Here is a 25,061-nt window from a genome sequence, read left to right as displayed (position 1 = left end):
GAATAGAAAAGTCAACCCGTAACGGATTCCTGAGGCTCCCAAGCGCTCACTTGCTCGTCGCGGACAACAAATATTCTTGAAATGCGGAGGTGATCGGTCTCTTCGATAATGAACCGAATGCCTTCCTCCACTTCGACCGTCTGGTTCTTCCGTGGCGGATTCTCGATCTGGGAGTATACCCAGCCTCCGATCGTATCGTAGTCTTCCGTCGGAATCTCCAGCCCGAAGTAACTGTTCACCTCTTCGATCAGCATCATGCCGCTGATCGAATAAGTCTGATCGTCCTTCTTCTCCATGTCGGGGCGCTCTTCGTCGAATTCGTCCTGAATCTCGCCGACGATCTCTTCCATGATATCCTCCAGCGTAACCAGACCGGAGGTGCCGCCGTATTCGTCGATCAGGATCGCGATTTGCGATTTGTTCTTCTGCATGAGCTTAAGCAAATTGCTGATCGGCATGCTCTCCGGAACGGTCAAGAGCGGCCGCAGAAGCTGGCGAATATCTTGCACGGAGCAATCGGCATCCTTGAGCAAGTCGCGAATATGCACGAATCCGATGATGTTGTCCTTGTCCTTCTCGCAGACCGGATAACGGGTGTGCATCTCTCTAAGGACGGTAGCCCGGTTCTCTTCGAACGGGTGGTTGGCGTACAGGCAGATCATTTCGGTGCGCGGGATCATGATTTCGCGGGCATTGGTCTCCGCAAAATCGAAGATATTATCGACAAGCGTTAGCTCGGTTTTGTCGATGAGCCCGCTCTTATGGCTCTCCTTCATCAGGATGCGAATTTCTTCTTCCGTATGCGCCGAAGAGTCTTCCGAGGCGGGTTCGATCCCGATCAGCTTCAGCAATCGATTCGCCATGCCGTTCAAAAGCCAGATAAAAGGGCTCATAATCTTGCGGAACACGATCAGGGGCGCGGAAGCCCACAACGTTACCGTCTCGGCTTGGCGAATGGCCAAGGTCTTGGGCGCAAGCTCTCCTAATACGATGTGCAGAATGGTGATCAGCGTAAAGCCGATGATAAAGGCGAGGGGATGAATGAGACTCTCCGATAACCCGATCCCGCGAAAGACAGGGTCAAGCGCTCTTGCGATCGCCGGTTCGCCGATCCAGCCCAAACCCAGCGAGGCAAGCGTAATGCCGAGCTGACAGGCGGATAAATAGGCGTCGAGATTGCCGGTCAGGCGCGAAGCGAATTTAGCCCGCGGATTCCCTTCTTGAACGAGGGTATCGATTCGGGTTCCGCGAACCTTGACCATCGCGAATTCGATGGATACGAAGAATCCGTTGAGGAAAACCAATGCCAAAATCAAAATAATGTCCACGTAAAGCGGAAAGGGGTCAGGGTCCAAATGGTTCCTATCCTCCGATTCAGAGGATAGGTACACCTCCTTCATATTAAAAAAGATAAATGATGGAAAAAGAAGATACGGCTAACTTAAGCTTAGACGATGATCCTGCAAGCGTCAAACGCCGTTTCCACCCGTAAACGGCCGAGGGAGCGCCTTACACTTGCGTGAACCGGAAGAAGAGGCCGATTTTGCACCGAGAATCGCCGCATATCCGCCGTCAATCCTCCTCAGGAGCTCCCAAATCGGATAGCTTGTCCCTATTTTCAAGGATTCCCCTGTCCGCTTCGTCCCTGCCGCAGCTCTTGATTGTGCTTGATCTTCTTCTCCGTGCCTTGTTCGGACGCCTCGTAGAAGCGACGGCCGCGGATCGCGTCCGGCAAGTACTGCTGGTCCACGTAATGGCCTGGAAAATCATGCGGATATTGATAGCCGACATGCCCAAGCTTCTTCGCGCCGCTATAATGGCCGTCTCTTAAGTGCAGGGGCACTTCTGCCGACTTCAGCGTCTCGAGAGAGCTCATGATATTGCCGATCGTCACCGCGATCGAATTCGACTTCGGGCTCTCGACCGCGAACAAGATCGCTTGGGCGACGATATATTTGGACTCCGGCCAGCCGATGCGGTGATACGCCTCCATGGCGCTGACGGCCTGAACCATCGCTTGGGGGTTAGCCAGCCCGATATCCTCGCTGCAGGCAACCGTCAATCTGCGCAGGAAGGTCATCGGGTCCATCCCCAGCTTCTCGACGGCGTAAAGGAACCAGAACAGAGCGGCGTCGCTGGACCCTCTTACGCTCTTGTGGAAGGCGGAGAGGACATCGTATTGGGTCGATTCGTCCGCTTGCACGGTCGGCTGGCGAATCGATTCTTCGGCGATCTCCACCGTTACGCGAACGGAGCCGTCCATCTCGGACGGCGTCGTGATGGCAGCCAGCTCCAGGGCCGTCAGCGCCCGGCGAATATCGCCGTTCGCCATCGACGCGATATGCTGCAGCGCCTCTTCGTCCACCGTCAGCTTCATGAAGCCCAATCCTTTGACGGGATCGGCCAGCGCCCTTCTCATCGCCTGCAAGGAGTGCTCCTTGGTTAACGACTGCAGACGGAACAGCGTCGAACGGGACAAAAGCGCCCCGTTCACGGAATGGTACGGGTTCTCCGTCGTCGCCCCGATGAAGATGATGATTCCCTTCTCCACGGCCGGCAGCAGCGCGTCCTGCCTGGCGCTGTTGAAGCGATGAACCTCGTCCAGGAAAAGGATCGTCTTGCGCCCGTACATTTTTTTGTTGCTTTCCGCCTGTTCGATGACCTCGCGGACATCCTTCACCGAAGCGTCAACGGCATTCAAGCGGACGAAATCCCCTTCCGTCCGCTTCGAGATAATATGCGCCAGCGTCGTCTTCCCGCAGCCCGGAGGTCCGAACAGCAGAATCGAGGAGACGGCATCTCCTTCGATCGCCCGCCGGAGAAGCTTGCCGGGTCCTACGATATGCTCTTGCCCGATATATTCATCTAGCGTCTCCGGTCTCATCCTGTCGGCCAATAGCCGGGCGCGCGGCTCCGATTCCGCCTGATAGCTGAACAAATCCAACTCGCTCTCCCGCCTTTCTGTTCCTCCATCATATCAGAAACGGCAAGGAATCGAAAGAACGAAGAGGAACGCACGTTCCCGTCCGAAGCTCTACATTTTCCGAATGGCCGCCGACACGATCGAACGTCTCTCGCGAATATATTGGCGAATGACTTCGGCTTCTCCCATGAATTCGGCTCTCGTCCACCGCCGGTACGGATCCTCCCGCAAATCCGGCCAAATATTCTCCAGCATTCCGTTAACGACCGGCATGAGCGCCCTCTCCGTAAAGGGTCCTTTTATGGCATTCGAGAGTATGCTCCGGTATTTTCTTCGCATCTCCGGGTTCTCCAGCAGCTTGACCGTCAGATAGTTGTAGCCCTTGACGTCGACCAGATCGCTGGATACGATTCTTCCGTAGCAGTTGCGCCCCCAAGTGCCCTCATAATCCCAAGGAATGATTCTGTATTTCCCCGTCTTCGAATGCCGATAGATGGCGTAGTTCTGCTCGAAGCCGTCGTAATTGCCCGTCAGCACGGCTCCGCCAAGCCATCTTAAGTAGTTCGAGGTGTCGAGCCTCATTCTCAGGAAGTTGTGCAGCCGGCTTCCGCTTCTCTCGTTGAACCCTCGAATAAAGGAGACCAGCCTGCTTTTCTCGGACGAACCGCCCGACCGATACTCGTATCCCGATAACAGCGAGCTCTTGTTCCGATTCGTCTCGGGCACCCGAAGGCCGAAGTCGGCATTGTTGTTGATGGCATAGAATAAGGAAGAATAGCCGATTTTTCTCCGCCTGAAGAATTTCCGCTCGACTCCCTCGATCTCCAAGTACACCCCCAAGGGCTCCCCGTTCCGCTGCAAGAGAACGTGCTTCGTTCGGGGACTCGGCACCCCCATAGTCGGGAGAAAATGAAACGACAGCGCGTTGCGAATCATCGAAGGGTCGTCAAACTCGGCATTGTAATGAAACGACTGCCCTTCGCGCACGACTTCGTAGGAGCGCTTGGGATAGCCTCTCGTATGTCCGCCTCTGTATCTCACCTTCACCGATGCCGATTGCCCGTTCGTTCTCATGACGGCCGGAACATACCGGTCGTTCCATAAATTTCGTTCCAGCTCTACGCTCTCCGAATCTCCGATGAGAAGATTCCGCACCGGTAGGGTCATGCCGTCTCCGCCTTTCTGTGGGCAGGGCTAACGTTCCTGTATAGGGTATGAACACCCGTCATTGGCGGAAACGGCATTCGTCTATTCGCTTTCGATTGACGGACCAAGAGACAAAAAAACCGCCATCGCGGCGCGATCGACGGTTCTAATGGTAGTCCTTCTATATCCTATTATTCTTCGCCGGTGCGGCCTTTGGAACGGCTTCCGCTGTGGCCTTTGGAATGGCCTCCGCTGCGGCCTTTGGAGTGACCGCCGCTATGGCCTTTGGAATGGCCTCCGCTGCGGCCTTTGGAGTGACCGACGCTGTGGCCTTTGGAGTGACCGACGCTGTGGCCTTTGGAGTGACCGACGCTGTGGCCTTTGGAACGGGAGCCGCAGGAGCATCCGCTGGACTTGCCGCTAACATAGCCTCCCCAATCGCCCCAGGTATCGTTTAGGCCGCTCGTCGATTTTACGTACGCCGCGGAGCTTGTCCCATAAAGAGAACGAGAGTATAAGCTCACCTCAATACACCTCCTAATTGCTAAGGATGGTTCAGTCTATGTTCCGAGATTTAAATTCGATAGAGACAAGCGCAGAATCAACGGCAAAAGAGGCCTTCCTATCCTATTATTTCGTGGAATTTCAAAGCACCTCGGACAACCATCCGTATCTCTCCACCGACGGTACACATAGTATTAGAGTATAAATCCACATCCCACACAAGTTCAAAGGAGGGATAGAGCGAAGCAGAACAGGCGCGGAAGAATAAGCGACGCTGCAGGATGGTTAATCGGTCGGGTCATTCGCGATGTCGACAATCTGTCAAAAACAAAAAGCGAGTAGAAACCTCAACTTGCGGAAGGAGAATATACCTATGAACATTATGGATTATGGCGGTTACTATCAAATGCAACACGGAGGCTACCATTCTCGTTCATCCAGCGCTAAATCCCAGGCCAAGCAAGCCGTCAGCCTGATCGGCCGTCATGTCAAGATCAACCGGGGAGGCCCCGATGTCGTGGAGGGGCTGCTCATCGCCGTTCCAAGCGATTATCTGGTTCTCGCCTCTGCAGCGGGAATCGTTTACGTGAACGGAGGTCACGTGAAGAGCATCACGGAAGGCTCCAAGTCGATCCGTCGCAGCGGGTCCCACAGGTATATCGCCGCATCGAGCTTTAAATCGTTGCTTAACAAGCTTAATCATCAATTCATCCAGATCAATCGCGGCGGTCCGGAGAAAGTCGAAGGCTTCCTCGCCGAAATCAGTTCCCAATTCCTGCTCGTCATCGCCGGCCGCGAATTCGTCAGAGTTCCGATTTTCCACATCAAGACCGTAAACGTCACGACGCATGGACACAAGAGCGGCAAGAGCGGGGGCAACAAGAGCGGAGGCCATCAGAGCGGCAACAAAAGCGGAGAGCACAAGAGCGGAAACAAAAGCGATCATAAAAGCAGTCATAAAAGCAGTCATAAAAGCAGCCATAAAAGCGACAACAGAAGCCATCGGAAGAGCGAAGGCCGCCATTCCGGCAGCGAAGGCAACCGGAGAAGCGGGAAGTATTAAAGGCGCCTCCTGACTCGTTCGAATGAGAGGGGTTGACCTATCCGGATAATCCCACAATAAAGGAGGTGCCCTTGCCAACCCCATGGAAAACTATCTGAACCAGTCGGTCGCCGTCAGCGTGTCCGGCAAGAAACTACCTATCAAGGGCACTTTGATCGATATCGGAAGCGATATATTCGTGATTCATAACGGCTATCGGTTTCAATATATCCCCCTCCTCCACTTGCAGATGCTGACGCGGCTCCATGCCCTCGAGTCCGCCGATTTCGGAGTGCCCGAGGAACCGCCGCTCGATCCGACAACGGAGCTTTCCTATCGCAAAGTCCTGCTTAATGCCAAAGGCATGTTCTCGGAGATCTATATTGGAGGCGACAGCTCCGTTCACGGCTATATCACAAGCATCATGAACGACTTTTTCGTCTTCTACTCGCCGATGTACCGTTCCCTCTACGTCTCCATGCGTCATCTCAAGAGCCTGATTCCTTATGATCCGCTTACGACCCCCTACGCGCTCGACCAGGAGAAGTTCCCGATCAATCCGACCCCGACCTCGCTCGCCCGAACGTTCGAACAGCAGCTCAAAAAATTCGAAGGCGAATTCGTCGTGCTCGACCTTGGAGAACATCCCGGCAAAATCGGGCTTCTGAAATCGGTTCGCAGCAATGTAATCGAGCTTGTCGCCGCCGATGGCTGCAGCGCCTTCATTCATCTCGATCATATCAAAACCATTCATAAGCCCTGACGGATAACCGCCCGGAAGCTGATCGCGCAGCTTTCGGGCGGTTTTGTCGCGGGCAGGTTGTTCCGGTTTACTCGAATGCGGTGATTGTCATATAATGGAGGGCAGGAGGTGTCACCCATGTTGAACCAAACTCTTTTGGACAAGCTTAACGATCAAATGAACTACGAGTTCTACTCTTCGCAGGTTTACCTGGCCATGGCCGCCTATTGCTCCGCCGAGAGCTACGACGGCTTCGCCAACTTCTTCGTGGTGCAAGCGGAAGAAGAGAAATTCCATGCCATGAAGATTTATCACTTCATCAACCAGATGGGCAAGCGCGCCGTCGTGACCGGCATGCCGAACCCACAAGTCGAATACGAATCCCTGCTGGACGCCTTCGAGCATTCCTACGCCCACGAGCAGACCGTCACCAAGCGCATTTATGCGCTGTCGGACGCCGCTTGGGAGGATCGCGAGCACGCGACGATCAACTTCCTCAAATGGTTCATCGACGAGCAGGTGGAAGAAGAGGATACGTTCGATTCGATTATCCAGAAGCTTCGCCGCATCGACGTGGATAGCAACGCCCTCTATATGATGGACGCGGAGCTCGCCACGCGCTCGTTCACGCCTCCGGCCGGGGAAGCCGAGTAAGCCTAATTGAGGGTTACGTAAGACAGAAAGCCTCCATCCAACCGATATCCGGTTAAGATGGAGGCTTTTTTATCGTGCTTATTCGCCTTCCGATTGACTCTTTGCCTGCTTCTTCTTGCCGTTCTCGACCAACTCGCGGAATACGACGCTGACCATGATCAGGCCTGCGACCGGAGGCACGAACGCATTGCTCGCAGGAGGCTGCTGCGCTTTCCGGATCTCCTTCGGCGCGGTGTCCGGCACGATCCGCTGGGTTACGTCCTCAAGCGGCTTGAGCGGCTCCTCCTTGGAGAAGACGACCTTCACGCCTTTCTTGATTCCTTCCTTGCGGAGCTTCGTGCGGATGACGCGGGCGATCGGATCGACGCTCGTCTTCGAGATGTCGGCCACTTCGAACCGGGAAGGATCCGTCTTGTTGGCCGCGCCCATGCTGGAGATGATCGGGATCTTCCGCTGGAGGCATTGCTTGATCAGATGGATCTTGTAGGAGATCGTGTCGGACGCATCGATGACGTAATCGAGCGGATACTTGAATAGCTCCTCGTACGTCTCTTCCGTATAGAACATCCTAAGCGACACGGCATCGCATTCCGGGTTGATCAGCTTGATTCGATCCCGCATGAGATCGGCTTTGGGTTGGCCGACCGTCGTCGTCAGCGCGTGGATCTGACGATTGATGTTCGTAATGTCGACAACGTCCTTGTCGATGAGTATCAGCCGGCCGACCCCCGAACGGGCCAGCGCTTCGGCCGCGATAGAGCCGACGCCTCCGATCCCGAGGACGGCGACGGTGCTTCCCTTCAGAATTTCCAGCCCTTCCGGGCCGATGGCAAGTTCGGTTCTCGAGAATTGGTGAAGCATGCCGAGATTCAACTCCTCTATCCATAGTCGAAAGCCGCGCTCCGGCCGGAGCCGGGAACGCGGCGAATCCCATTAAGCTTGATTATCCGATTCTTCGGATGCCGCCGGAGCGGCCGCCTTGGCTTGCGCGGCAATCGCCTTGGCCGACAGGCGAATGTGCAGGTCCTCGAGCTGGCGATCCGTAACGGCGGACGGAGCGTTGGAGAGCAGGTCGGTCGCGCTCGCCGTCTTCGGGAATGCGATCGTCTCGCGCAGGTTCGTGCGGCCGGAGAGCAGCATGATCAGGCGATCGAGACCGAACGCGATGCCTCCGTGAGGAGGGGTGCCGTATTCGAAGGCGTCCATGAAGAAGCCGAACTTCTCCTTGGCTTCCTCCATCGTGAAGCCGAGCGCGGAGAACATCTTCTCCTGCACGTCGCGGCGATAGATCCGCATCGAACCGCCGCCGACTTCATATCCGTTGAGGACGATATCGTACGCTTGGGCGCGAATCGCTCCCGGGTCGGTGTCGAACAGGGCCAGGTCGTCGTCATGCGGACGGGTGAACGGATGGTGCAGCGCCACGTAGCGCTTCGCTTCTTCGTCCCACTCGACCAGAGGGAAGTCGACGACCCACAGGAACTTGAACGCGCTGTTGTCGATCAGGCCCAGATCGCGTCCGACCTTCAGGCGCAGGTTGCCCATGACGTCCGCGGCCGTCTTCAGCTTGTCGGCGGAGAAGGTGAGCAGGTCGCCTTCTTCGACGTTCAGGCGCTCGGTCAGAGCCGCGATCTCTTCCGGCTTGAAGAACTTGACGATCGGTCCCTTCCATTCGCCGTCCTTCACCGTGATCCAAGCGATTCCCTTGCCGCCGTAGCGGGCAGCGAACGGCTGAAGATCGTCCAGCTCCTTGCGGCTCCAGCTTGCGCAGCCTTTGGCGTTGAGAGCCTTGACCACTCCGCCGGAAGAGGCAACGGAGGCGAACACCTTGACGTCGCTGCCCTTCACGATGTCGGTGACGTCCTTGATCTCCAGATCGAAGCGAAGGTCCGGCTTATCGGAACCGTATTTGTGGATCGCGTCATGATACGTAAGGCGTTGGAACGGAGTCGGAATCTCGACGCCGATCGTTTCCCGGAACAGGCGCGCCATCAGCTCCTCCATCATGGAGAGCAATTGATCCTGGGACAAGAAGGAAGTCTCGATGTCCACTTGGGTGAATTCCGGCTGGCGATCCGCGCGGAGGTCTTCGTCGCGGAAGCAGCGCGCGACTTGGTAGTAGCGCTCGAGGCCGCCGATCATAAGCAACTGCTTGAACAGCTGCGGAGATTGCGGCAGAGCGAAGAATTCGCCCGGATGAACGCGGCTGGGCACGAGATAGTCGCGAGCGCCTTCCGGCGTGCTCAGCGTCAGAATCGGCGTCTCGACGTCGATGAAGCCTTGCTCGTCGAGATAATCGCGGAATACCTTGGTCGCCTTGGAGCGAAGACGAAGCGTCTTCTGCATCTCCGGACGGCGAAGATCCAGATAGCGGAACTTCAAGCGAAGGGATTCGTCGACTTCCACTCCGTCTTCGATCGGGAACGGAGGCGTCTTCGCGCTGTTGACGACTTCGACTTCTTGAACTTGAATCTCGATCTCGCCGGTCGCGAGGTTCGGGTTGAACGTCTCCGGATCGCGTTCGACGACCTTGCCCTTGACGGCCAGAACGTACTCGTTGCGGGCGCGGCTGCCGATATCGAGAGCTTCTTTATTGAAGTCCGGGTTGAAGACGATTTGCACGATACCGGAACGGTCGCGAAGGTCGATGAAGAGAAGGCCGCCGAAATCGCGCCAGCCTTGCACCCAACCGTTCAGAATGACCGTTTCCCCGACATTTTGTTTCGTTAACGTGCCGCAATCATGGTTTTTGAGCATCATGGTTATGGTTCCCCTTTGTCCTAAATATGCTTGATTCAGCTTCCTCGAACCGCAGACTCCAACTCGTCCAGCTTCACCTGACGCTGCTCTTGCGAGGCAAGATGCTTAAGGGCGATCTCGCCGCGGTCCAGCTCGTCGTCGCCCAGAATGGCGACATAAGTCGCGCCCGCGCGTTCCGCGGCTTTGAACAGGCTCTTGGTCTTGCGACCTTGAAAGTCCTGTTCGACCGCGAGCCCGGCGCTTCTTAAGCGTTGAACGATGCCGGCAGCCTCGCGCGCCGCCCGATCTCCCAGCGTGATGAAGAAGACATCGACGGGCGAGCCGTTATCCGGCTTGACGCCTTGGCTCTCGAGCAGCATGAGCGTGCGCTCCAAGCCGATCCCCAGGCCGACGCCCGGACGATCGTCCCCGCCGATATCCGCGACGAGGCCGTTGTAGCGGCCGCCTCCGCCGACGGTATCGATCGCGCCGATCCCTTGGGCCTTGTATTCGAACGCGGTGTGGGTGTAATAATCGAGCCCTCTCACCAAGCGGGAGTTGATGCGATAAGGGATGTCCATCGCGTCCAGGCAAGCGCGAACCGTCGCGAAATGGGTCTCGCAGGCTTCGTCAAGGCTGTCCAGGATCGAAGGCGCATCCGCGAACTTGTCTTGATCCACCTTGCAATCCAGCACGCGCAGCGGATTACGCTCCATGCGGGACTGACAATCCTTGCATAGACTATCCTTCATCGGAGTCAGGAATTCGAGCAGCTTCGAGCGGAAAGCCGCCCTCACCTCGGGCGTGCCGACGGAATTGATCTCGACGGTGACACCCTTAAGCCCTAGCTCCTTATAAAAGTTGTAGCCCAATGCGATAACCTCGGCGTCCAAGGCCGGATTATCGGAACCGATCGCTTCCACTCCGAATTGGTGGAACTGGCGATAACGGCCCGCTTGCGCCCGCTCATAACGGAACATCGGACCGATGTAATACAGCTTCGACAGGTCCGGGTCCCCGTACAGCTTGTTCTCCACGTAGGAACGAACCGCTCCCGCCGTTCCTTCCGGACGCAGCGTCATGCTTCGGCCCCCGCGGTCCTCGAAGGTGTACATTTCTTTCTCCACGATATCGGTCGTCTCTCCGACCCCCCGCTTGAACAGCTCCGTCATCTCGAAGATCGGAGTCCGGATTTCGCGGAAGTGATATCTCCGGCACAGCTCTCTTGCCGTCTTCTCGACGAACTGCCACGTCTCTACGCTGCCGGGAAGCACGTCCTGCGTGCCCGGAGGTTTCTGGAACGCCATGGTTGATCCTCCCTTTCTCACTCTTCCATCTGCCACTTCAATGCGCAAAAAAAGCCCCCGTCCCTGCAGGACTTTCTCCTGTCAGGGACGGAAGCTTAGGCTCTCTTCCGCGGTACCACCCGTCATTCGAACGGTGCGTACCCACTCGCTATCCGAGTCGGCCGCGCGCGTTCGCGCTCGATCCGGTTAACGCCCGGCAACGCCACGAAGCTAATGAGCCGCTATTCCGCATACGCTCGCTTGCGCTTGCGCGGAAAATCGGGGCCGTTCGCATCGGGTTCTCGGGGAGGTCATTCGTCCGGTCATCGTCGGAAAGCTTGCAGCCTAAGGGCTTTCCTCTCTGGGGGCTTGGGCCCGGAGTACTTCATCCCGTCATGGAATCAATGGCTAGATACAATTGTTACTTATTCTAAACCAGATCGGCGAGACATGTCAACTTTCCCCGTCGTCGCAGGAGCGTTGAACGAACATGATTTTTCATGCTTATTTCCTGTCTTGTGTGGCAATTGGCGCAATATAGTTGAAATTTCATGTTTATTCCTCATGTTGAACACTCCGGAGCCGAAATATACGTGAAATTTCATGTTTATTCCTCCAGGTGGGCGTTTCTCAGCAAAATGTACATGATTTTTCATGTTTAAACCTGGCATGGAGACGCGTTCCGCAAAAAGAAAATAACCTGCCGAACGATCCGACAGGTCCAACGTGAAAATATATTGAAAAAAAGGGGGTCACTTTGTATAGTAAAGAACTTGTTTTAAAGAACGATGTAAATAAGATTACAGTTTGATTACAAAAGTGGAAGCGTTATTTTGAGCTGATAGTTACGGAAGTTCAGGAGCCGGAATTTCAGGGCCTGGATTTACAGAATTAGGAGCCCCTGAATAGAAAATTACCTGGGATACATTCGTTCGGAAGTCGCCGGACACCGCAACGCAATAAACGATGTAATTGCCTTCCGGCATAGTAACCGTCTCTGCTCCCTCGCGAATGGTTGCATAAAGCCCTTTGTTAATCACATAATCTGCCGTCGGAATACCACCCGATATATCATACGGCTGAATTAAGTAAAATAAGGAATATTCGCCCTCATCGAAATTCGGCGACAACATGTTAGAAATCGGATAAACCGAGAACGGCCCAAGGATTTCGTCCATCCGATAGAAGGCAAAGCGATCACCTAAACTCACTCCGCCGTCATTAGAAGCGACCGTGTACAGGTAGTAGGTTTTACTTTCATCCAACTGGTCCTCCGTCAAAGAGAAACTGCCGTCTCCCAGCGCCTCCATCGTTCCTCGGCCCGCGGCTCCTTCCACGCCTTTGATGATATCCTCGCTCGTTAGGTCCATTAATCTGTCCAGGAGAATATAGTATATCTCGTCAGCCCCAGTGGAATCGAACCTGCCGTTAATGGTAGTCCCTTCTCTATAAGTACCGGATATTGCAGCTTCAGGCTTCGATGGCCTCTCGACGGGATTCTCTTCGATCAGTGTCGTAAACGTATGTTGCGCTACGGATGTAAGGCCGCCGCTTGCGGTTTCTCCCATGACATAAAGCGTATATTTAGTCTCGGAAGTAAGCCCGCTAGCGGAAATATAAGAAGGCGAGGTTGTCACGGGCTTCTCGTCCTCCAAGACAAAACCGGGGAGCATCGAATCGGGAAATACCACGTCTTCAGGGTTGATCGCGACCGGTTCGCCTTCGAGAACCAAATAATATAGCTTTGTCACATCAGCAGAAGAACTGACGGAGAAAGTAAATCCTTCAGAGGAAATTTCGTTTGTTGCTAAGAAATCGACTGTCGTCGGCTCCTCGGCATCTGTCTCGAATGAAACAGACTGAACCGAAGACTCCTTGCCCGTCGCGCTGCGCTCGAAGGCATAAAGCACGTAGGACGTATCCGGGGTCAATCCCGAGATGTCAAGGCTCGACTCGATCCCGCCGCTAAGTGGCGCGAAACCGTACCTGACGGCACCTGTACCTTCTTCGATCGCGGCTGGCTTCGGTTGAGCGGCACCAGCAGGAAGAACCGCGTAATATACCGTTCCCGTGACGGACGCCGTTACCGGGAAGAAAGCCGACGTTGTCCCGACTTCGGAAACCGTTACCGTCAAAGTTACCTCGTCAGGAGGCGTTGTCGGCTCCTCGGCATCGGTCTCGAACGTAACGGACTGAACCGAAGATTCCTTGCCGGACGTGCTGCGTTCGAAAGCATAGAGCACGTAGGACGTATCCGGAGTCAATCCCGAGATGTCAAGGCTCGAGTCGATCCCGCCGCTCAATGGCTCGAAACCGTACCTGACGGCACCGGTCCCCTCTTCGATCGCGGCTGGCGTCGGTTGAGCGGCACCAGCAGGAAGAACCGCGTAATACACCGTTCCCGTGACGGACGCCCTTACGGGGAAGAACGCCGACGTTGTCCCGACTTCGGAAACCGTTACCGTCAAAGTTACCTCTTCGGGAGGAGTTGTCGGCTCCTCGGCATCGGTCTTGAACGTAACGGACTGAACCGAAGACTCCTTGCCGGACGAGCTGCGTTCGAAGGCATAGAGCACGTAGGACGTATCCGAGGTCAATTCCGAGATGTCAAGGCTCGAGTCGATTCCGCCGCTAATCGGCGCGAAACCGTACCTGACGGCACCTGTCCCCGCTTCGATCGCGGCTGGCGTCGGTTGAGCGGCATTCGCAGGTAGAACCGCGTAATATACCGTTCCCGTGACGCTGCCCTTCACCGTGAATGCAGCCGTCGTTTCGCCGATTGCTTCTTCCATGGCATTCACCGTCAGAACCGGAGCAGGCTCAACCGGCGGCGTTACCGGGGGTGCCGGCGTTGTCGGCGCGGACGAAGTCGAGCCCGCCGGAGGAGTCGTTACCGTCACCGGAATCGGCTTGGATTCGTCGTTCTTTACATCGTTCCCGTAAACGGTTTTCAGACCTTCGACCTTAATGTCCGGGGTCTTCGACGTGTCGATCGTGAAGCCGTCGTGCAGCTTGATGATGAGCGTCTTCTTGTCTTCGGAGAGCGTAAAGCTATCCTTCTTCGGGTCGAGCGCCACTCCGTTGATCTTGATCTTGGACAGGTCGATCGACTTCTCGTCGATGCCCGTGCTCAGTTCAAGCTTAAGAGTATTCCCCTCGGCGAAGTCCGCGCCCGTGACGCTCAGCGGTTTCGCTAATTCTAGCGTTCGCGCCGTCTCAAACGAACCCGTTACGAGCAAATCCCGCGTTGCATTGCTCTGCCCCGCGAATCCGGAGCTCCCGCTATTCAACAATTTAAGCTCAAGCGCCAGCGCGACGTAACCTTTGGCCCAATCGGATACGGTATTATCGGAGACCTTCGGTGTCGAACTGACATCGGCCTCCTTGCCCAGAACCCGAACGAGGAAGGTCGCGAGCTGCTCCTTCGTGACGGTACCCGCGGGGTTAAAGGTCCCGCTGCCAACCCCGTCCGTAATGCCGGCCGCTTTGAGCGCCTCGATGAAGGGCAAGGCGTATCCGCTCGCAGGGTCGTCTGCCTTTACGTCCTTGAAGCTCGAAGTCTTCAAATCGACGTCTACCTTCAGCCCCATGATCAATGCCGCGACCTTCGCGAACTGCGCGCGGTTCATCTCGTCACGGACTCCGAATTGGGTGTCGGAGATCCCGTTGAAGATGCCCGCTTCGATTAATGCGTCGAACTTCGCTTTCGTTGCCGCGTCCAAATCCTGCAGATCCGTGAAATCCGCCGACGTTTTCGCCGAAATCGGATCGACTCCGAGCGTCGGGACGGATCCCAGTCCCAGCGCAAGCGCCGCAGACCAGATAATGGCTTGCTTTTTCAAACTCCCATCCTCCTTTTACTATAATTTTCCGGTAAATTCACTCAAAAAAAACGACACTTCGGGATGCTTAGACAGCGTCGTTTTTTTCCTAATGATATATATCGGACAAAAACCCCCGTATTGTGAGCCTTTAGTCCCCTCTATATTAAAAAAGAAGGGAGCGCGGCCCGTTCGACGGGCCAGCCCCCTTCTACATCCTACCCTCTCGACATCGGCGGGTGCCTTCGGCCGTAGCCTGCCCCGCTTCTTGCGTCCTCTCCGAGCTCTCCCGCGAATTCGGTGCCGGTTTGAATCGCCAGCGCCTCCCTGCGATCGATAGGTTCGCCCTCGCGCATCGATCTCTGAAGCTTCGCTTCTTTGGCGGATTGCCTCACTGCTGTCGACTTCCTTTCCATTCCAAGGGATCGACATGTAGTGTTGCCAACCTGGCGAAGCTTCAACCGTCATTCCGGGCTGTCCAAAATCAGCGTTACCGGCCCGTCGTTGACGAGCGAAACGGCCATCATGGCTCCGAAAACGCCGGTCGCGACCTCGAAGCCCTTCTCGCGAAGGAGTCCGTTAAAGCGGTCATACAGCTCCGAAGCGATCTCCGGCTTCGCCGCGCCCAAGAAGTTCGGGCGTCTGCCCTTCCGGCAATCGCCGTATAGGGTGAACTGGGAAACCGATAGAATCGCGCCCCGGACTTCCTCTACGGACAGGTTCATTTTCCCCGCGTCATCCTCGAAAATGCGCAAGCCGGCCACCTTGTCCGCCATCCAGGCCAGCTCCTTGTCCCCGTCGCCCGGCGCGATACCGACCAGAAGCAGAAGCCCGTTGCCGATCTCGCCCACGATCTTCCCTTCGACGCGAACGCTCGCTTCCGATACTCGTTGCAATACGACTCTCACTTTAACGCCAACCTCCGGCCTTCCCTCATTCTATAAAGCTACTGCATCATCCGCTGCACGGAGAAAATGTCCTTGACTCTCTTGATCTTCTCCACGACGGTGTGCAAATGATCTTTGTTGCGGATCAGGATCGTCAGATGCATGATGGCGACCTTGTTGCGGTCCGAACGTCCGGAGACGGCCGCCATGTTGGTCTTGCTCTCCGATACCGCCTGCAGCACCTCGTTCAAGAGCCCTCGGCGGTCGTGTCCGAGCACCTCGATCTCGACGCTGTAGTTCGCCTCGACCGACTCTTCCCACTCGACCTCGATCACGCGGGCGGCCTCTTCCCCTTCCGCCGCTTGCGGCAGATTCGGGCAGTCCGTCCGGTGAACGGACACGCCTCTTCCGCGCGTGATATACCCGACGATATCGTCTCCGGGTACCGGATTGCAGCATCTCGCGAACCTAACGAGCAGGTTCTCGACCCCTTTGACGACGACGCCGCTCACCGGACGGTTCTTGCGCACGGCCGCAACGGGCTTGGCTTCCTTCATGACCTCGTTCGTGAGCTGGATCTGCTGAGCCTCTTCCGCTTCCCGGCGCATTTTCTCCGTCAGCTTGGTGCAGATCTGGGCGGCCGTAATGCCGCCGAAGCCGATCGCGGACATCATGTCCTCGATATCGTTAAACGTGAACTTGCGGGCGGCCTCCAGCAGCTTCTCGTCCGTCATGAATTCCGACGGTTCGAGACCGATGCGCTTCAGCTCGCGCTCGAGCGATTCCCAGCCCTTCTCGACGTTCTCCTCGCGCTTCTCCTTCTTGAACCACTGCCGGATCTTGCTGCGGGCATGCGAGGATTGCGCGATCTTGAGCCAATCTTGGCTCGGGCCGTAAGAGTGCTTGGAGGTCAGAATCTCGACGATGTCGCCGGTTTTCAGCTTGTGATCCAGCGGCACGATGCGGCCGTTGACCTTCGCCCCGATCGTACGGTTGCCGACCTCCGTATGAACGCGGTAAGCGAAGTCGAGCGGCACCGAGCCTGCCGGCAGCTCGAATACCTCGCCCTTGGGCGTAAAGACGAAGACGAGATCGGTGAAGAAATCCATCTTGAGCGATTCCATGAACTCGGCCGCGTCCCGGGTCTCCTGTTGAAGCTCGATGATCTCGCGGAACCAATTCATTTTGTCCCCGAAGGACCCTTGAACGACCCCTTGTTCCTTGCCTTCCTTATAAGCCCAGTGAGCCGCGATCCCGTATTCGCTTGTCCTATGCATCTCCCACGTGCGGATCTGCACCTCCGTCGGTTCTCCCGTAGGCCCGACGACGGTCGTATGAAGCGATTGGTACATGTTCGCCTTGGGCATGGCGATGTAATCCTTGAAGCGCCCCGGCATCGGCTTCCATAACGTATGAATAATGCCTAAAGTCGCATAACAATCCTTCACGTTATCGACCAGAATGCGAATCGCGAGCAGATCGTAGATTTCATTGAACTGCTTGTTGCGGGTGGTCATCTTCTTGAAGACGCTGTAAATATGCTTGGGACGGCCGGAGATATCGCCTTGAATGCCCATCTCCTCGAGCTTCTCCCGAATCTTGTTGATCAGATCCGAAATGTACTGCTCTCTCTCCGTCCTTTTCTTCTTCATTAGATTGGCGATGCGGTAATATTGCTGAGGATTGAGGAACCGCAGGGCGATATCCTCCATCTCCCACTTGATCGCGCTGATCCCGAGCCGGTGGGCGATCGGACAGTAGATCTCCATCGTCTCGTGGGCAATGCGTCGCTGGCTTTCCTCGGATTGATACTTCAACGTGCGCATATTGTGCAGCCGATCGGCCAATTTGATGAGGATGACCCGGATGTCGTTCGCCATCGCGACGAACATCTTCCGGTAATTCTCGTTCTGCTGCTCTTCCTTGGAGCGGAATTGAATCTTCTCCAGCTTGGTCAGGCCGTCTACGAGACCGGCGATCGTCTCTCCGAAGTGCTCCTTCAAATCTTCGACCGTAACCTTCGTATCCTCGACGACATCGTGGAGCAGCGCCGCGATCACCGTTACGACATCCATCTGCATGTTGACCAGGATTTCGGCAACGGCGACCGGGTGTAGAATATAGGGTTCTCCGGATTTGCGCAGTTGTCCCCGATGAGCCTCGTCCGCGTAATCGAACGCTTCTCTCACCCGCTGCAAATCCTGGTCTTTCATATAGGTTGAAGCTTTCTCGAGCAGTTGCTCCATGCCCATTGCTAGTTCCTTTCCGCAGGCGTGAGGCGCCGCCAGTGTACCATGAAGTTATTCCTTACATTATGCCTCTTGGCGGCAGGAATCGTCAACCGACGCCCGGTAAATACGTCCTATCCCATTCTACTCGGAGAGCATCTCGCGCGATATGTTCGACCGCGCCGTGGAGGGAGGCTCCACCGTCGGCAATTCGAACCAGAAGCTCGTGCCTTCGCCCAAACGGCTCGCTACCGTCGCGTGGGTTCCGTGTTTTTCCAGCACGTGCTGAACGATCGACAGCCCGAGTCCGCTGCCGGAATGGGCCGAGCGGGCCTTGTCCGACTTGTAGAACCGCTGCCATACCTTGCCCAGGTTGGCCTCGGCGATGCCGACGCCGTGGTCGTGAACGCCGATGACCGCCGTTTGGCCTTTTCTCTTGATCGAGACCTCGACCGACTTGCCGTTCGGGGAAAATTGGATCGCGTTCAGCAGCAGATTCGACAGAACCTGGTCAATCCGATGGGGGTCGGCTCTCACCCATACGTCCTCTTGATCGCCGATCAGCTCGAAAGAGAGATTCCGCCGGGCAAAATCCGGATCGAGAGCCGCAAGCAACCGCCGAATCCATTCCGTGATGTTGTAATCCGCCGGATGGATCTCCATTCGTCCCGCTTCCATGCGCGCCACCTCGAGCAGGTCGTTGACGAGCCGATTCATGCGCCGGGTCTGCTCGCGGATAAGGCCGAGATAGACGCCGCTCCGTTCCGGAGGAATCGCTCCGTCGATCATCGCTTCCGCGTACCCACTAATCGAGGTTAATGGCGAGCGAAGATCGTGGGACACGTTCGCCAGGAACTCGCGCCGCATTTTGTCGAGACTGGCTAGCTCCTCCGACATATGATTGAGAGAATCGGCCAGTTCCCCGAGCTCGTCCTTCGGCTTCGTCTGCAGCCTGATGTCGAACCGTCCCTTGGCGATCATGCGCGCCGCCTCGCTCATCTTGCGGATTCGGGACGACAGCCTGCCGGAGACGATAGCCACGATGATAAACCCGACTACGAAGGCGGTGATCATGACGGAACGGAACGTACCGTTAAAAAAGAACAGAGGACGGGGTTCGACCGTCGTGCGGATAACGAGGTACGCTGCATCCATGTCCTCCGTGCCGTTGATGAGCGTCGCGGAAAGCCTCGAACGGGATTCCGCTTGGGAGGGGACATCCAGGAAGGGCGACCCTTGGCCGAGAGCCTCCAGCGCCGCGTTCTTGTCCTCCTCCGCCAGCTCTTGATCCGATTGAAAGCCGGTCTGCAGAAGGATCCGCCCTTGTCGGTCGAGAACGAACAGCGTCCGGTTCATCGGACCCGAAGCCATGCGCAGCGCGGAGCGCATCATGCCAGGGTCCCAATTCTCCCGGTAAGAGCTTCTAACGAGGGCCGCCGCGACTTCCAGCTGATCCTTCTCGAATCGAACGTTCCGGTCGTTCAGCTCGGTGCGGACGAACCAAGAGGAGAAGAGCGACGTGGAGGCGAAAGAAATCACCAGAACGGCAAAAAAGGCGAGCAGCAGCTTAGCGGTGATGCCATTCCACCGTATCATGCTCCGCTCACCTCGAACTTATAGCCGACTCCCCGTATCGTGTCGATCCGGTAATGCTCCGTCGATCCGATTTTCTCCCGAATGCGTTTGATATGAACGTCCACCGTTCGCGGGTCTCCTTCGAAATCGTAGCCCCAAACCCGATCCAGCAGCTGTTCGCGCGTCAGCACCCGGTTCGGCATGGAGGCAAGGGTGTGAAGCAGTTCCATCTCCTTCGGCGGCAGCGTCATCTCCGTCCTTCCGCATTGGACGATGTAGCGGTCCAGATCGATCACGAGGTCCGCGTATTTAATCGGCTCCCGGGCGAATCCCGGCTTCAGCCTGCGCATCACCGCTTTGATTCGGGCCAGCAGCTCCTTCGGATCGAACGGCTTGACCAAGTAGTCGTCCGCGCCTAGCTCGAAGCCCTTAAGCTTGTCGTAGCTCTCGCCCTTGCCCGTCAGGATGATGATCGGCGTGGATCGCTGGCTTCGAATCTGCTTGCATACGGCGAACCCGTCAAGTCCCGGCAGCATCAGATCCAGGATGACGAGATCCGGCGTCTCGGAGAGAAAGAGCTCGATGCCTTCCTCTCCGTTCGCCGCGACCTCGAAGCCGAAGCCTTCCCTCTTGAGATACAGTCCGATTAGTTCGCTTATATAAGGATCGTCTTCGATGATGAGAATGTTCGCGATAGCCATATCGGGCTGCACTCCTCGGTTATTGTTTATTGTCTCAGAGCGTCTACCGGATTCAATCTCGATGCCCGTCTAGCCGGCAGGAATCCGAATAACACGCCTACTCCCATAGAAAATAATAGCGCCAATACCATAATATCAACCGACGGCGACGCCGGCGAATCCATCAGCTTGCCGGCCAAGTCGGAGCCGCTGGCGCCGACGATGACCCCGATGAGTCCCCCGAGGCCGCCTATCATCGCCGCTTCGACCAGGAACTGGAACAGAATGTCCCTCTGCTTCGCTCCAAGAGACTTGCGAATGCCGATCTCCCGCGTCCGTTCGGATACCGAGGTGAGCATCATGTTCATGATCCCGATTCCGCCGACCAGCAGCGAGATCGCCGATACGTAAGTAAGCATCGTGGACATGGACGTGGACACTTCCGTGATCGTCTCCAGCAGGTCCGCTTGGTTGAACACCGTGTACGCATCCTCGTCGTTGCGGAAAAAGGACTGAAGATTGAATTCGAGCATCGTCTGGACGAAGTCTACCTTATCGCTGCTCTCCACCTGCACGTAAATCGTGCGGATCGCATCCGTCTTGAGAGCCACACGCGCGGTTTCGATCGGGATGATGACGACGTTGTCGCTGGAGCCGTTCGTGGTCGAACCCTTCGATTCCAGAACTCCTATGATTTTGTAGGAGCTGCCGTTTAAGCTGATTTTCTGCCCGACCGGATCGCTGATGGACAGTTCGCTGGCCACTTCCGAGCCGATGACGGCGACTTTCTGGGAGAAGGCTCCGTCGATATCCTTGATAAAGCGGCCCTGGGCCACCGTATAATCGCGGACGTCGGCGAACGAAGCCGTCGTCGCCTGGACGGAGGCGCTGTACGTCGTGGTGCTGTACTTGGCGGTCACGCTCCCGGAGATGACCGGAGCATACGCTTCGACTCCGTCGATGTCCGTCAGCGTCTGCGCATCCTCCAGCGTAATGCTCGTCACCGCTCCGCGCCCGACGACGTTCGCCGTAAGCATGTTCGTTCCGAGTCCTTGCATCTGGCTCTTGACCTGCTCGGCCGTTCCGTTCCCGATCGCCACCATGATCGTGACCGAAGCGATGCCGATCATAATCCCCAGCACCGTGAGCAAAGTTCTCATCTTCTGAGAGCTTACGCTGTGCCAAGCCATCTTGACACCTTGTGACAACTTCACGATGCTTCATTCCTTTCTTCTGTCAATTTCCCGTCTTGTATGCGGACGACGCGCTTCGCTTGCGCGGCAACGTTCGGATCGTGAGTGATGATGACGATCGTGTTGCCTTCCGCGTTCAAATCCTTCAGCAGCTGCATGACGTCGCGGCTTGTCTTGCTGTCGAGCGCCCCCGTCGGTTCGTCCGCGAGCAGAAGCGGGGGAACCCCCGCCAATGCCCGCGCGATCGCGACGCGCTGCTGCTGGCCCCCGGACAGCTGGTTCGGGACGTGGAACATTTTCTCTCCGAGGCCGACTTTCGTTAAAGCTTCTTTCGCTCTTGCCCGGCGTTCTCCGGACGACAATCCCCGATACACGAGAGGCAGCTCGACGTTATCGATGGCCTTCAGCTTGGGCAACAGGTGAAAGCTCTGGAAAATAAAGCCGATCTTCGTATTCCGAATGGTCGCCAGCTTCCTCTCGCTCAGCTCCTCGACTTCCTTCCCGTCCAGGAAGTACTTGCCGCTCGAAGGTTGGTCCAAGCAGCCCAGCACGTTCATCAGGGTCGACTTCCCGGAGCCGGACGGTCCGATGATCGCCAGGAAGTCGCCGTAATTCACCGTAAGGTTAATGCCGTCCAACGCGTTAAAGGTTTCGCCCGCCAGCGTATATTGCTTGTAGATATTCTCCAGCCGGATTAGAGGAGCCTGCTCGATATTGCTCATTAACGCCCGCCTCCTCCGCCGAAGCTGGCGCGGGTCGTACCGCCACCGGCTCCGCCGCCGCCCGAGAAGCCGCCGGCGCCACCTCCGGGGAATCCGCCGCCGGTGCCGCCGAAGCCGCCCATTCCTCCCATGCCGCCCATCATGCCGCCCATTTGGGTCGTTGTCGAAGAGGAGCTGACGACGACAGGGATGAGAACGGTATCGCCTTCGCTAAGTCCGGTGAGAACTTCGACCTGGGAGTCCGTCGTGATGCCGACGGTGATCTCTTGCATCTTAAACTCGCCGTTCGATTGGTTCATCATAGCAGCCATGCCGCCTTGACGTCCGCCGCTCTGTCCTCCGAAACCTCCTTGGCCGCGCGTTCCGCTTTGACTGCTTTGACCGCTTTGACCGCTTTGACCTCCTTGAGGCGCATCGCTCGACGTCGCACCATCCGCGGGCGCTCCGCTCGGCATTGCTCCATCTGCAGGTGCCCCGCTCGGCATTGCTCCATCTGCAGGTGCCCCGCTCGGCATTGCTCCATCTGCAGGTGCCCCGCTCGGCATTGCTCCATCCGCAGGCGCTCCGCTCGGCATTGCTCCGTCGCCTTCGGAAGACGTTCCGCTTCCCGCGCTCGTCGTACCGCCCGAGGAGCTGCTCATACCGTCGTTAGGAACGCGTACGAAGTACCTGCCTCCCATCGACTCGACCGCGTCTACCGGAACGATCAACGCGTCCGTCTTCTGTTCGATAATGACCGTGACGTCGGCGGACATGCCCGGCAGCACGTTCTCGATTTCGTTCAGCGAGACGATGACGGGGAACGTCGCTACCCCGTTCGACGAAGTGCCGTCCTTGGAGATCTCCGTCACCGTTCCGGTAATTTCTTGCCCGTCGAGAGCCTCGATCGACACGTCCGCTTCTTGGCCTACCTTGAGCTTGGTAATGTCCAGCTCGTCGGCCGAGATGGTCACTTCCAGCTTGTCGTAGTTGACCAGAGTAAAGGCGGCCAACCTCGCTTGCACTTCGTCGCCGGCCTTAATGTCCACGTTCGTTACCGTGCCGTCGATCGGAGCCACTATCGGATCCGGCGCTTCCGCCTTCTCCTCGTAATCCTGAATTTCCAGCTGCGTCTGTTCGATGTTCAGTTGAGCCGACTTGATGCTCATCTCCGCGGAAGCGATCTCCTCCTCGGTTCCTCCCGAGATCTTAAGATTCTTCCACTTCGTCTGCGCCTGCTCCAGCGTCATCTGCTGCTGCTGCAGGCTGAGCTTCGCTTTATTCAGGGACAGGGTAACGTCCTCTCCTTCGAAGGTCGCCAGCACGTCCCCTTTCTTGACGACGTCTCCTTCTTCGACGTTGACCGCGCTTACCGTGCCCGCCTCGGCGACGATCGCATCCTCCGTCTCGCTGACGGCTACCGATCCCGATCCGGACACGCCTTGGGTGATCGTTCCCTTGGTTACGCGAGATTGCTGGAAAGTCTGTGCCGCAGCCACCGCGTCGTCCTTCGTAAAGTACCAGTACCCTGCGCCTCCGGCAGCTCCAAGAACGCAAACGATGACTACCCAAGTAATTATTTTCTTAATGCGCTTCTTCTTCATCCCGCGAAAGCCTCCCAAATTCAGATCCTTCTATGTAGAAAATATTAACTGAATACTATCACTCCTAAATGAACGGACGATGAATTCCACCTTAAGCTCAGATGAAAACTCTGGCAGGCATTTCCGGAGCGCGAAAAACCGCATGGGAACGGCGTTTTTACGGGAGGGCAACCGAGTTTGGGAGTAGAATGAAACGGGCCGGGGGCAGTTCGATTAGGGGGAAAATAGATCTTCTGCTGAAATAATCCGGTTAAAAGAAAGCCTCAAATTAGTTGTAAAAAGACGCCTTAGCTCTGACTGAACATAGCAACTTGTTCAGGTTATAGGTGCGATATGGAACTTGGACTCCGGGGGAAAAGCGAACGGAGGGAGATGTTGTTTGGCAGAAAGTTTGGGAAGCGCGAGGCGATGTTCCGGACTTCAGTTGAGTAGCCACGACTCTTCTTTCGCACGCAAGATGCGAACCCGGGCTCCAGTTGAGTAGCCACGACTCATCTTTCGCACGCAAGACACGGACCGGGGCTCCAGTTGAATAGCCCCGACTCATCTTTCGCACGCAAGACGCGAACCCGGGCTCCAGTTGAGTAGCCACGGCCCAACTGCAGCTCTCAAGACGTGGATCCGGCTCTCGACGCAACAAAAAAGACCCGCGTCTCGGCAGACAAACCTTTGCACCGAGAGACGGGTCTTCGCATACCGCTATCTCAATACTGAACGAGGGAGCGGCAATCGATGCCGGCCAGCTTCTCGCGGCCGTCCAGATAGCTAAGCTCGATCAGGAAGGCAGCGCCGACGATCTCGCCGCCGAGCTGGCGGATCAGCTGGGTAGCCGTGGCGATCGTGCCGCCCGTCGCGAGCAGGTCGTCCGCGATAAGGACGCGTTGGCCCGGCGCGATCGAGTCCTTGTGGACGGCCAGCTTATCCTTGCCGTATTCAAGATCGTAGGAGGCTTCTACCGTCTCGCCGGGAAGCTTGCCGCTCTTGCGGATCGGAACGAAGCCGACGCCGAGAGCCAGCGCGAGAGGAGCGCCGATGACGAAGCCGCGAGCCTCGGGCCCGGCGACGACGTCGATCTGAAGATCCTTCACGAGTTCTTTGATCGAGTCGATCGCCGCTTGATAAGCCTTGCCGTCCTTAAGCAAGGTGGTAATGTCTTTAAACCGAATCCCGGGCTGCGGGAAATCGGGAATCACCCGAATGTAATCCTTGAAATTCATTCTTCTTAAGACTCCTTCCAGATCGGATCATGAATAGAATTATACACTTCGCGCGGATGAATGGCTATGCTTGCCCTATCCTATGCCTTGCTCTTGCCTTACTCCTGCCTTGCTCTAGT

The 25,061-nt window shown here is 56.5% G+C and carries 20 protein-coding genes; 3 read left to right on the top strand and 17 right to left on the bottom strand.

Going from position 1 to position 25,061, the window contains the following annotated elements:
• Positions 1-11: 11 nt before the first annotated feature.
• The 4 genes from H7B67_RS07640 to H7B67_RS07625 form a co-directional block, all read right to left on the bottom strand.
• Positions 12-1,355: a hemolysin family protein gene (locus H7B67_RS07640; protein ID WP_185119182.1), complete on the bottom strand. Its 1,344-nt coding sequence runs from the start codon at positions 1,353-1,355 to the stop codon at positions 12-14.
• A 263-nt stretch (positions 1,356-1,618) separates the two neighbouring features.
• The gene (locus H7B67_RS07635; protein WP_185119181.1) at positions 1,619-2,944 is read right to left on the bottom strand and encodes a replication-associated recombination protein A; all 1,326 of its coding nucleotides are present in this window, start codon (positions 2,942-2,944) and stop codon (positions 1,619-1,621) included.
• A gap of 90 nt (positions 2,945-3,034) precedes the next feature.
• Positions 3,035-4,090 (bottom strand): CotH kinase family protein, encoded by a 1,056-nt coding sequence (locus H7B67_RS07630; protein WP_185119180.1) that lies wholly within the window; start codon positions 4,088-4,090, stop codon positions 3,035-3,037.
• Between the two features lie 170 nt (positions 4,091-4,260).
• Positions 4,261-4,593, bottom strand: a complete 333-nt coding sequence (locus H7B67_RS07625; RefSeq protein WP_185119179.1) for a hypothetical protein — start codon at positions 4,591-4,593, stop codon at positions 4,261-4,263.
• Between the two features lie 353 nt (positions 4,594-4,946).
• On the opposite strand from H7B67_RS07625, the gene H7B67_RS07620 reads away from it, so the two are divergent.
• The 3 genes from H7B67_RS07620 to H7B67_RS07610 all read left to right on the top strand — a co-directional run bounded on the left by H7B67_RS07620 (position 4,947) and on the right by H7B67_RS07610 (position 7,011).
• Positions 4,947-5,636 (top strand): flagellar hook assembly protein FlgD, encoded by a 690-nt coding sequence (locus H7B67_RS07620; protein WP_185119178.1) that lies wholly within the window; start codon positions 4,947-4,949, stop codon positions 5,634-5,636.
• A gap of 82 nt (positions 5,637-5,718) precedes the next feature.
• Entirely contained in the window at positions 5,719-6,378 is a 660-nt protein-coding gene (locus tag H7B67_RS07615; RefSeq protein ID WP_185119177.1) for a DUF2642 domain-containing protein, read from the top strand.
• 117 nt (positions 6,379-6,495) lie between these two features.
• Positions 6,496-7,011 (top strand): ferritin, encoded by a 516-nt coding sequence (locus tag H7B67_RS07610; RefSeq protein ID WP_185119176.1) that lies wholly within the window; start codon positions 6,496-6,498, stop codon positions 7,009-7,011.
• 78 nt (positions 7,012-7,089) lie between these two features.
• On the opposite strand, the gene H7B67_RS07605 is transcribed toward H7B67_RS07610, so the two are convergent.
• From H7B67_RS07605 to H7B67_RS07545, 13 genes are all read right to left on the bottom strand, one after another.
• Positions 7,090-7,872 carry a tRNA threonylcarbamoyladenosine dehydratase gene (locus H7B67_RS07605; RefSeq protein ID WP_185119175.1) on the bottom strand — a complete coding sequence of 261 codons (783 nt, stop codon included), beginning with the start codon at positions 7,870-7,872 and terminating at the stop codon, positions 7,090-7,092.
• A gap of 72 nt (positions 7,873-7,944) precedes the next feature.
• Entirely contained in the window at positions 7,945-9,771 is a 1,827-nt protein-coding gene (aspS, locus tag H7B67_RS07600) for an aspartate--tRNA ligase (RefSeq protein WP_185119174.1), read from the bottom strand.
• Positions 9,772-9,806: 35 nt separating this feature from the next.
• A complete protein-coding gene (hisS, locus tag H7B67_RS07595) occupies positions 9,807-11,057 on the bottom strand; it encodes a histidine--tRNA ligase (protein WP_185119173.1) in 1,251 nt (416 codons plus the stop codon).
• An 824-nt stretch (positions 11,058-11,881) separates the two neighbouring features.
• A complete protein-coding gene (locus H7B67_RS07590) occupies positions 11,882-14,878 on the bottom strand; it encodes an S-layer homology domain-containing protein (RefSeq protein WP_185119172.1) in 2,997 nt (998 codons plus the stop codon).
• A gap of 197 nt (positions 14,879-15,075) precedes the next feature.
• Positions 15,076-15,252 carry a hypothetical protein gene (locus H7B67_RS07585; protein WP_185119171.1) on the bottom strand — a complete coding sequence of 59 codons (177 nt, stop codon included), beginning with the start codon at positions 15,250-15,252 and terminating at the stop codon, positions 15,076-15,078.
• Positions 15,253-15,321: 69 nt separating this feature from the next.
• Positions 15,322-15,765, bottom strand: a complete 444-nt coding sequence (gene dtd / locus H7B67_RS07580; RefSeq protein ID WP_185119170.1) for a D-aminoacyl-tRNA deacylase — start codon at positions 15,763-15,765, stop codon at positions 15,322-15,324.
• 38 nt (positions 15,766-15,803) lie between these two features.
• Positions 15,804-17,996, bottom strand: a complete 2,193-nt coding sequence (locus H7B67_RS07575) for a RelA/SpoT family protein (RefSeq protein ID WP_185119169.1) — start codon at positions 17,994-17,996, stop codon at positions 15,804-15,806.
• Positions 17,997-18,116: 120 nt separating this feature from the next.
• Complete coding sequence (locus H7B67_RS07570) at positions 18,117-19,568, bottom strand: sensor histidine kinase (RefSeq protein WP_185119168.1); 1,452 nt, start codon at positions 19,566-19,568, stop codon at positions 18,117-18,119.
• Entirely contained in the window at positions 19,565-20,248 is a 684-nt protein-coding gene (locus tag H7B67_RS07565) for a response regulator transcription factor (protein WP_185119167.1), read from the bottom strand. The genes H7B67_RS07570 and H7B67_RS07565 overlap by 4 nt, the downstream gene beginning before the upstream one ends.
• A gap of 26 nt (positions 20,249-20,274) precedes the next feature.
• Positions 20,275-21,441 carry an ABC transporter permease gene (locus tag H7B67_RS07560; protein ID WP_185119166.1) on the bottom strand — a complete coding sequence of 389 codons (1,167 nt, stop codon included), beginning with the start codon at positions 21,439-21,441 and terminating at the stop codon, positions 20,275-20,277.
• Positions 21,438-22,142 (bottom strand): ABC transporter ATP-binding protein, encoded by a 705-nt coding sequence (locus H7B67_RS07555; protein ID WP_185119165.1) that lies wholly within the window; start codon positions 22,140-22,142, stop codon positions 21,438-21,440. Before H7B67_RS07555 ends, H7B67_RS07560 begins: the two co-directional genes overlap by 4 nt.
• Positions 22,142-23,725 (bottom strand): efflux RND transporter periplasmic adaptor subunit, encoded by a 1,584-nt coding sequence (locus tag H7B67_RS07550; RefSeq protein ID WP_185119164.1) that lies wholly within the window; start codon positions 23,723-23,725, stop codon positions 22,142-22,144. Before H7B67_RS07550 ends, H7B67_RS07555 begins: the two co-directional genes overlap by 1 nt.
• 704 nt (positions 23,726-24,429) lie before the next feature.
• Positions 24,430-24,942 (bottom strand): adenine phosphoribosyltransferase, encoded by a 513-nt coding sequence (locus H7B67_RS07545; protein WP_185119163.1) that lies wholly within the window; start codon positions 24,940-24,942, stop codon positions 24,430-24,432.
• Positions 24,943-25,061: the final 119 nt, after the last annotated feature.

The sequence above is a fragment of the Cohnella thailandensis genome (assembly GCF_014212135.1).
Taxonomy (GTDB): Bacteria; Bacillota; Bacilli; order Paenibacillales; family Paenibacillaceae; genus Cohnella; species Cohnella thailandensis.
Note: the sequence above shows the minus strand (reverse complement) of the source record. Positions and strands in the feature narration are given on the sequence as shown.

Excerpts from the sequence above, each read along its gene's own strand:
- H7B67_RS07605 (WP_185119175.1), bottom strand. The coding sequence starts at position 7,872 with ATGCTTCACCAATTCTCGAGAACCGAACTTGCCATCGGCCCGGAAGGG.
- H7B67_RS07610 (WP_185119176.1), top strand. The coding sequence starts at position 6,496 with ATGTTGAACCAAACTCTTTTGGACAAGCTTAACGATCAAATGAACTAC.
- H7B67_RS07620 (WP_185119178.1), top strand. The coding sequence starts at position 4,947 with ATGAACATTATGGATTATGGCGGTTACTATCAAATGCAACACGGAGGC.
- H7B67_RS07575 (WP_185119169.1), bottom strand. The coding sequence starts at position 17,996 with ATGGGCATGGAGCAACTGCTCGAGAAAGCTTCAACCTATATGAAAGAC.
- H7B67_RS07545 (WP_185119163.1), bottom strand. The coding sequence starts at position 24,942 with ATGAATTTCAAGGATTACATTCGGGTGATTCCCGATTTCCCGCAGCCC.
- aspS (WP_185119174.1), bottom strand. The coding sequence starts at position 9,771 with ATGATGCTCAAAAACCATGATTGCGGCACGTTAACGAAACAAAATGTC.
- H7B67_RS07615 (WP_185119177.1), top strand. The coding sequence starts at position 5,719 with ATGGAAAACTATCTGAACCAGTCGGTCGCCGTCAGCGTGTCCGGCAAG.
- H7B67_RS07565 (WP_185119167.1), bottom strand. The coding sequence starts at position 20,248 with ATGGCTATCGCGAACATTCTCATCATCGAAGACGATCCTTATATAAGC.
- H7B67_RS07550 (WP_185119164.1), bottom strand. The coding sequence starts at position 23,725 with ATGAAGAAGAAGCGCATTAAGAAAATAATTACTTGGGTAGTCATCGTT.
- H7B67_RS07570 (WP_185119168.1), bottom strand. The coding sequence starts at position 19,568 with ATGATACGGTGGAATGGCATCACCGCTAAGCTGCTGCTCGCCTTTTTT.
- H7B67_RS07555 (WP_185119165.1), bottom strand. The coding sequence starts at position 22,142 with ATGAGCAATATCGAGCAGGCTCCTCTAATCCGGCTGGAGAATATCTAC.
- H7B67_RS07630 (WP_185119180.1), bottom strand. The coding sequence starts at position 4,090 with ATGACCCTACCGGTGCGGAATCTTCTCATCGGAGATTCGGAGAGCGTA.
- hisS (WP_185119173.1), bottom strand. The coding sequence starts at position 11,057 with ATGGCGTTCCAGAAACCTCCGGGCACGCAGGACGTGCTTCCCGGCAGC.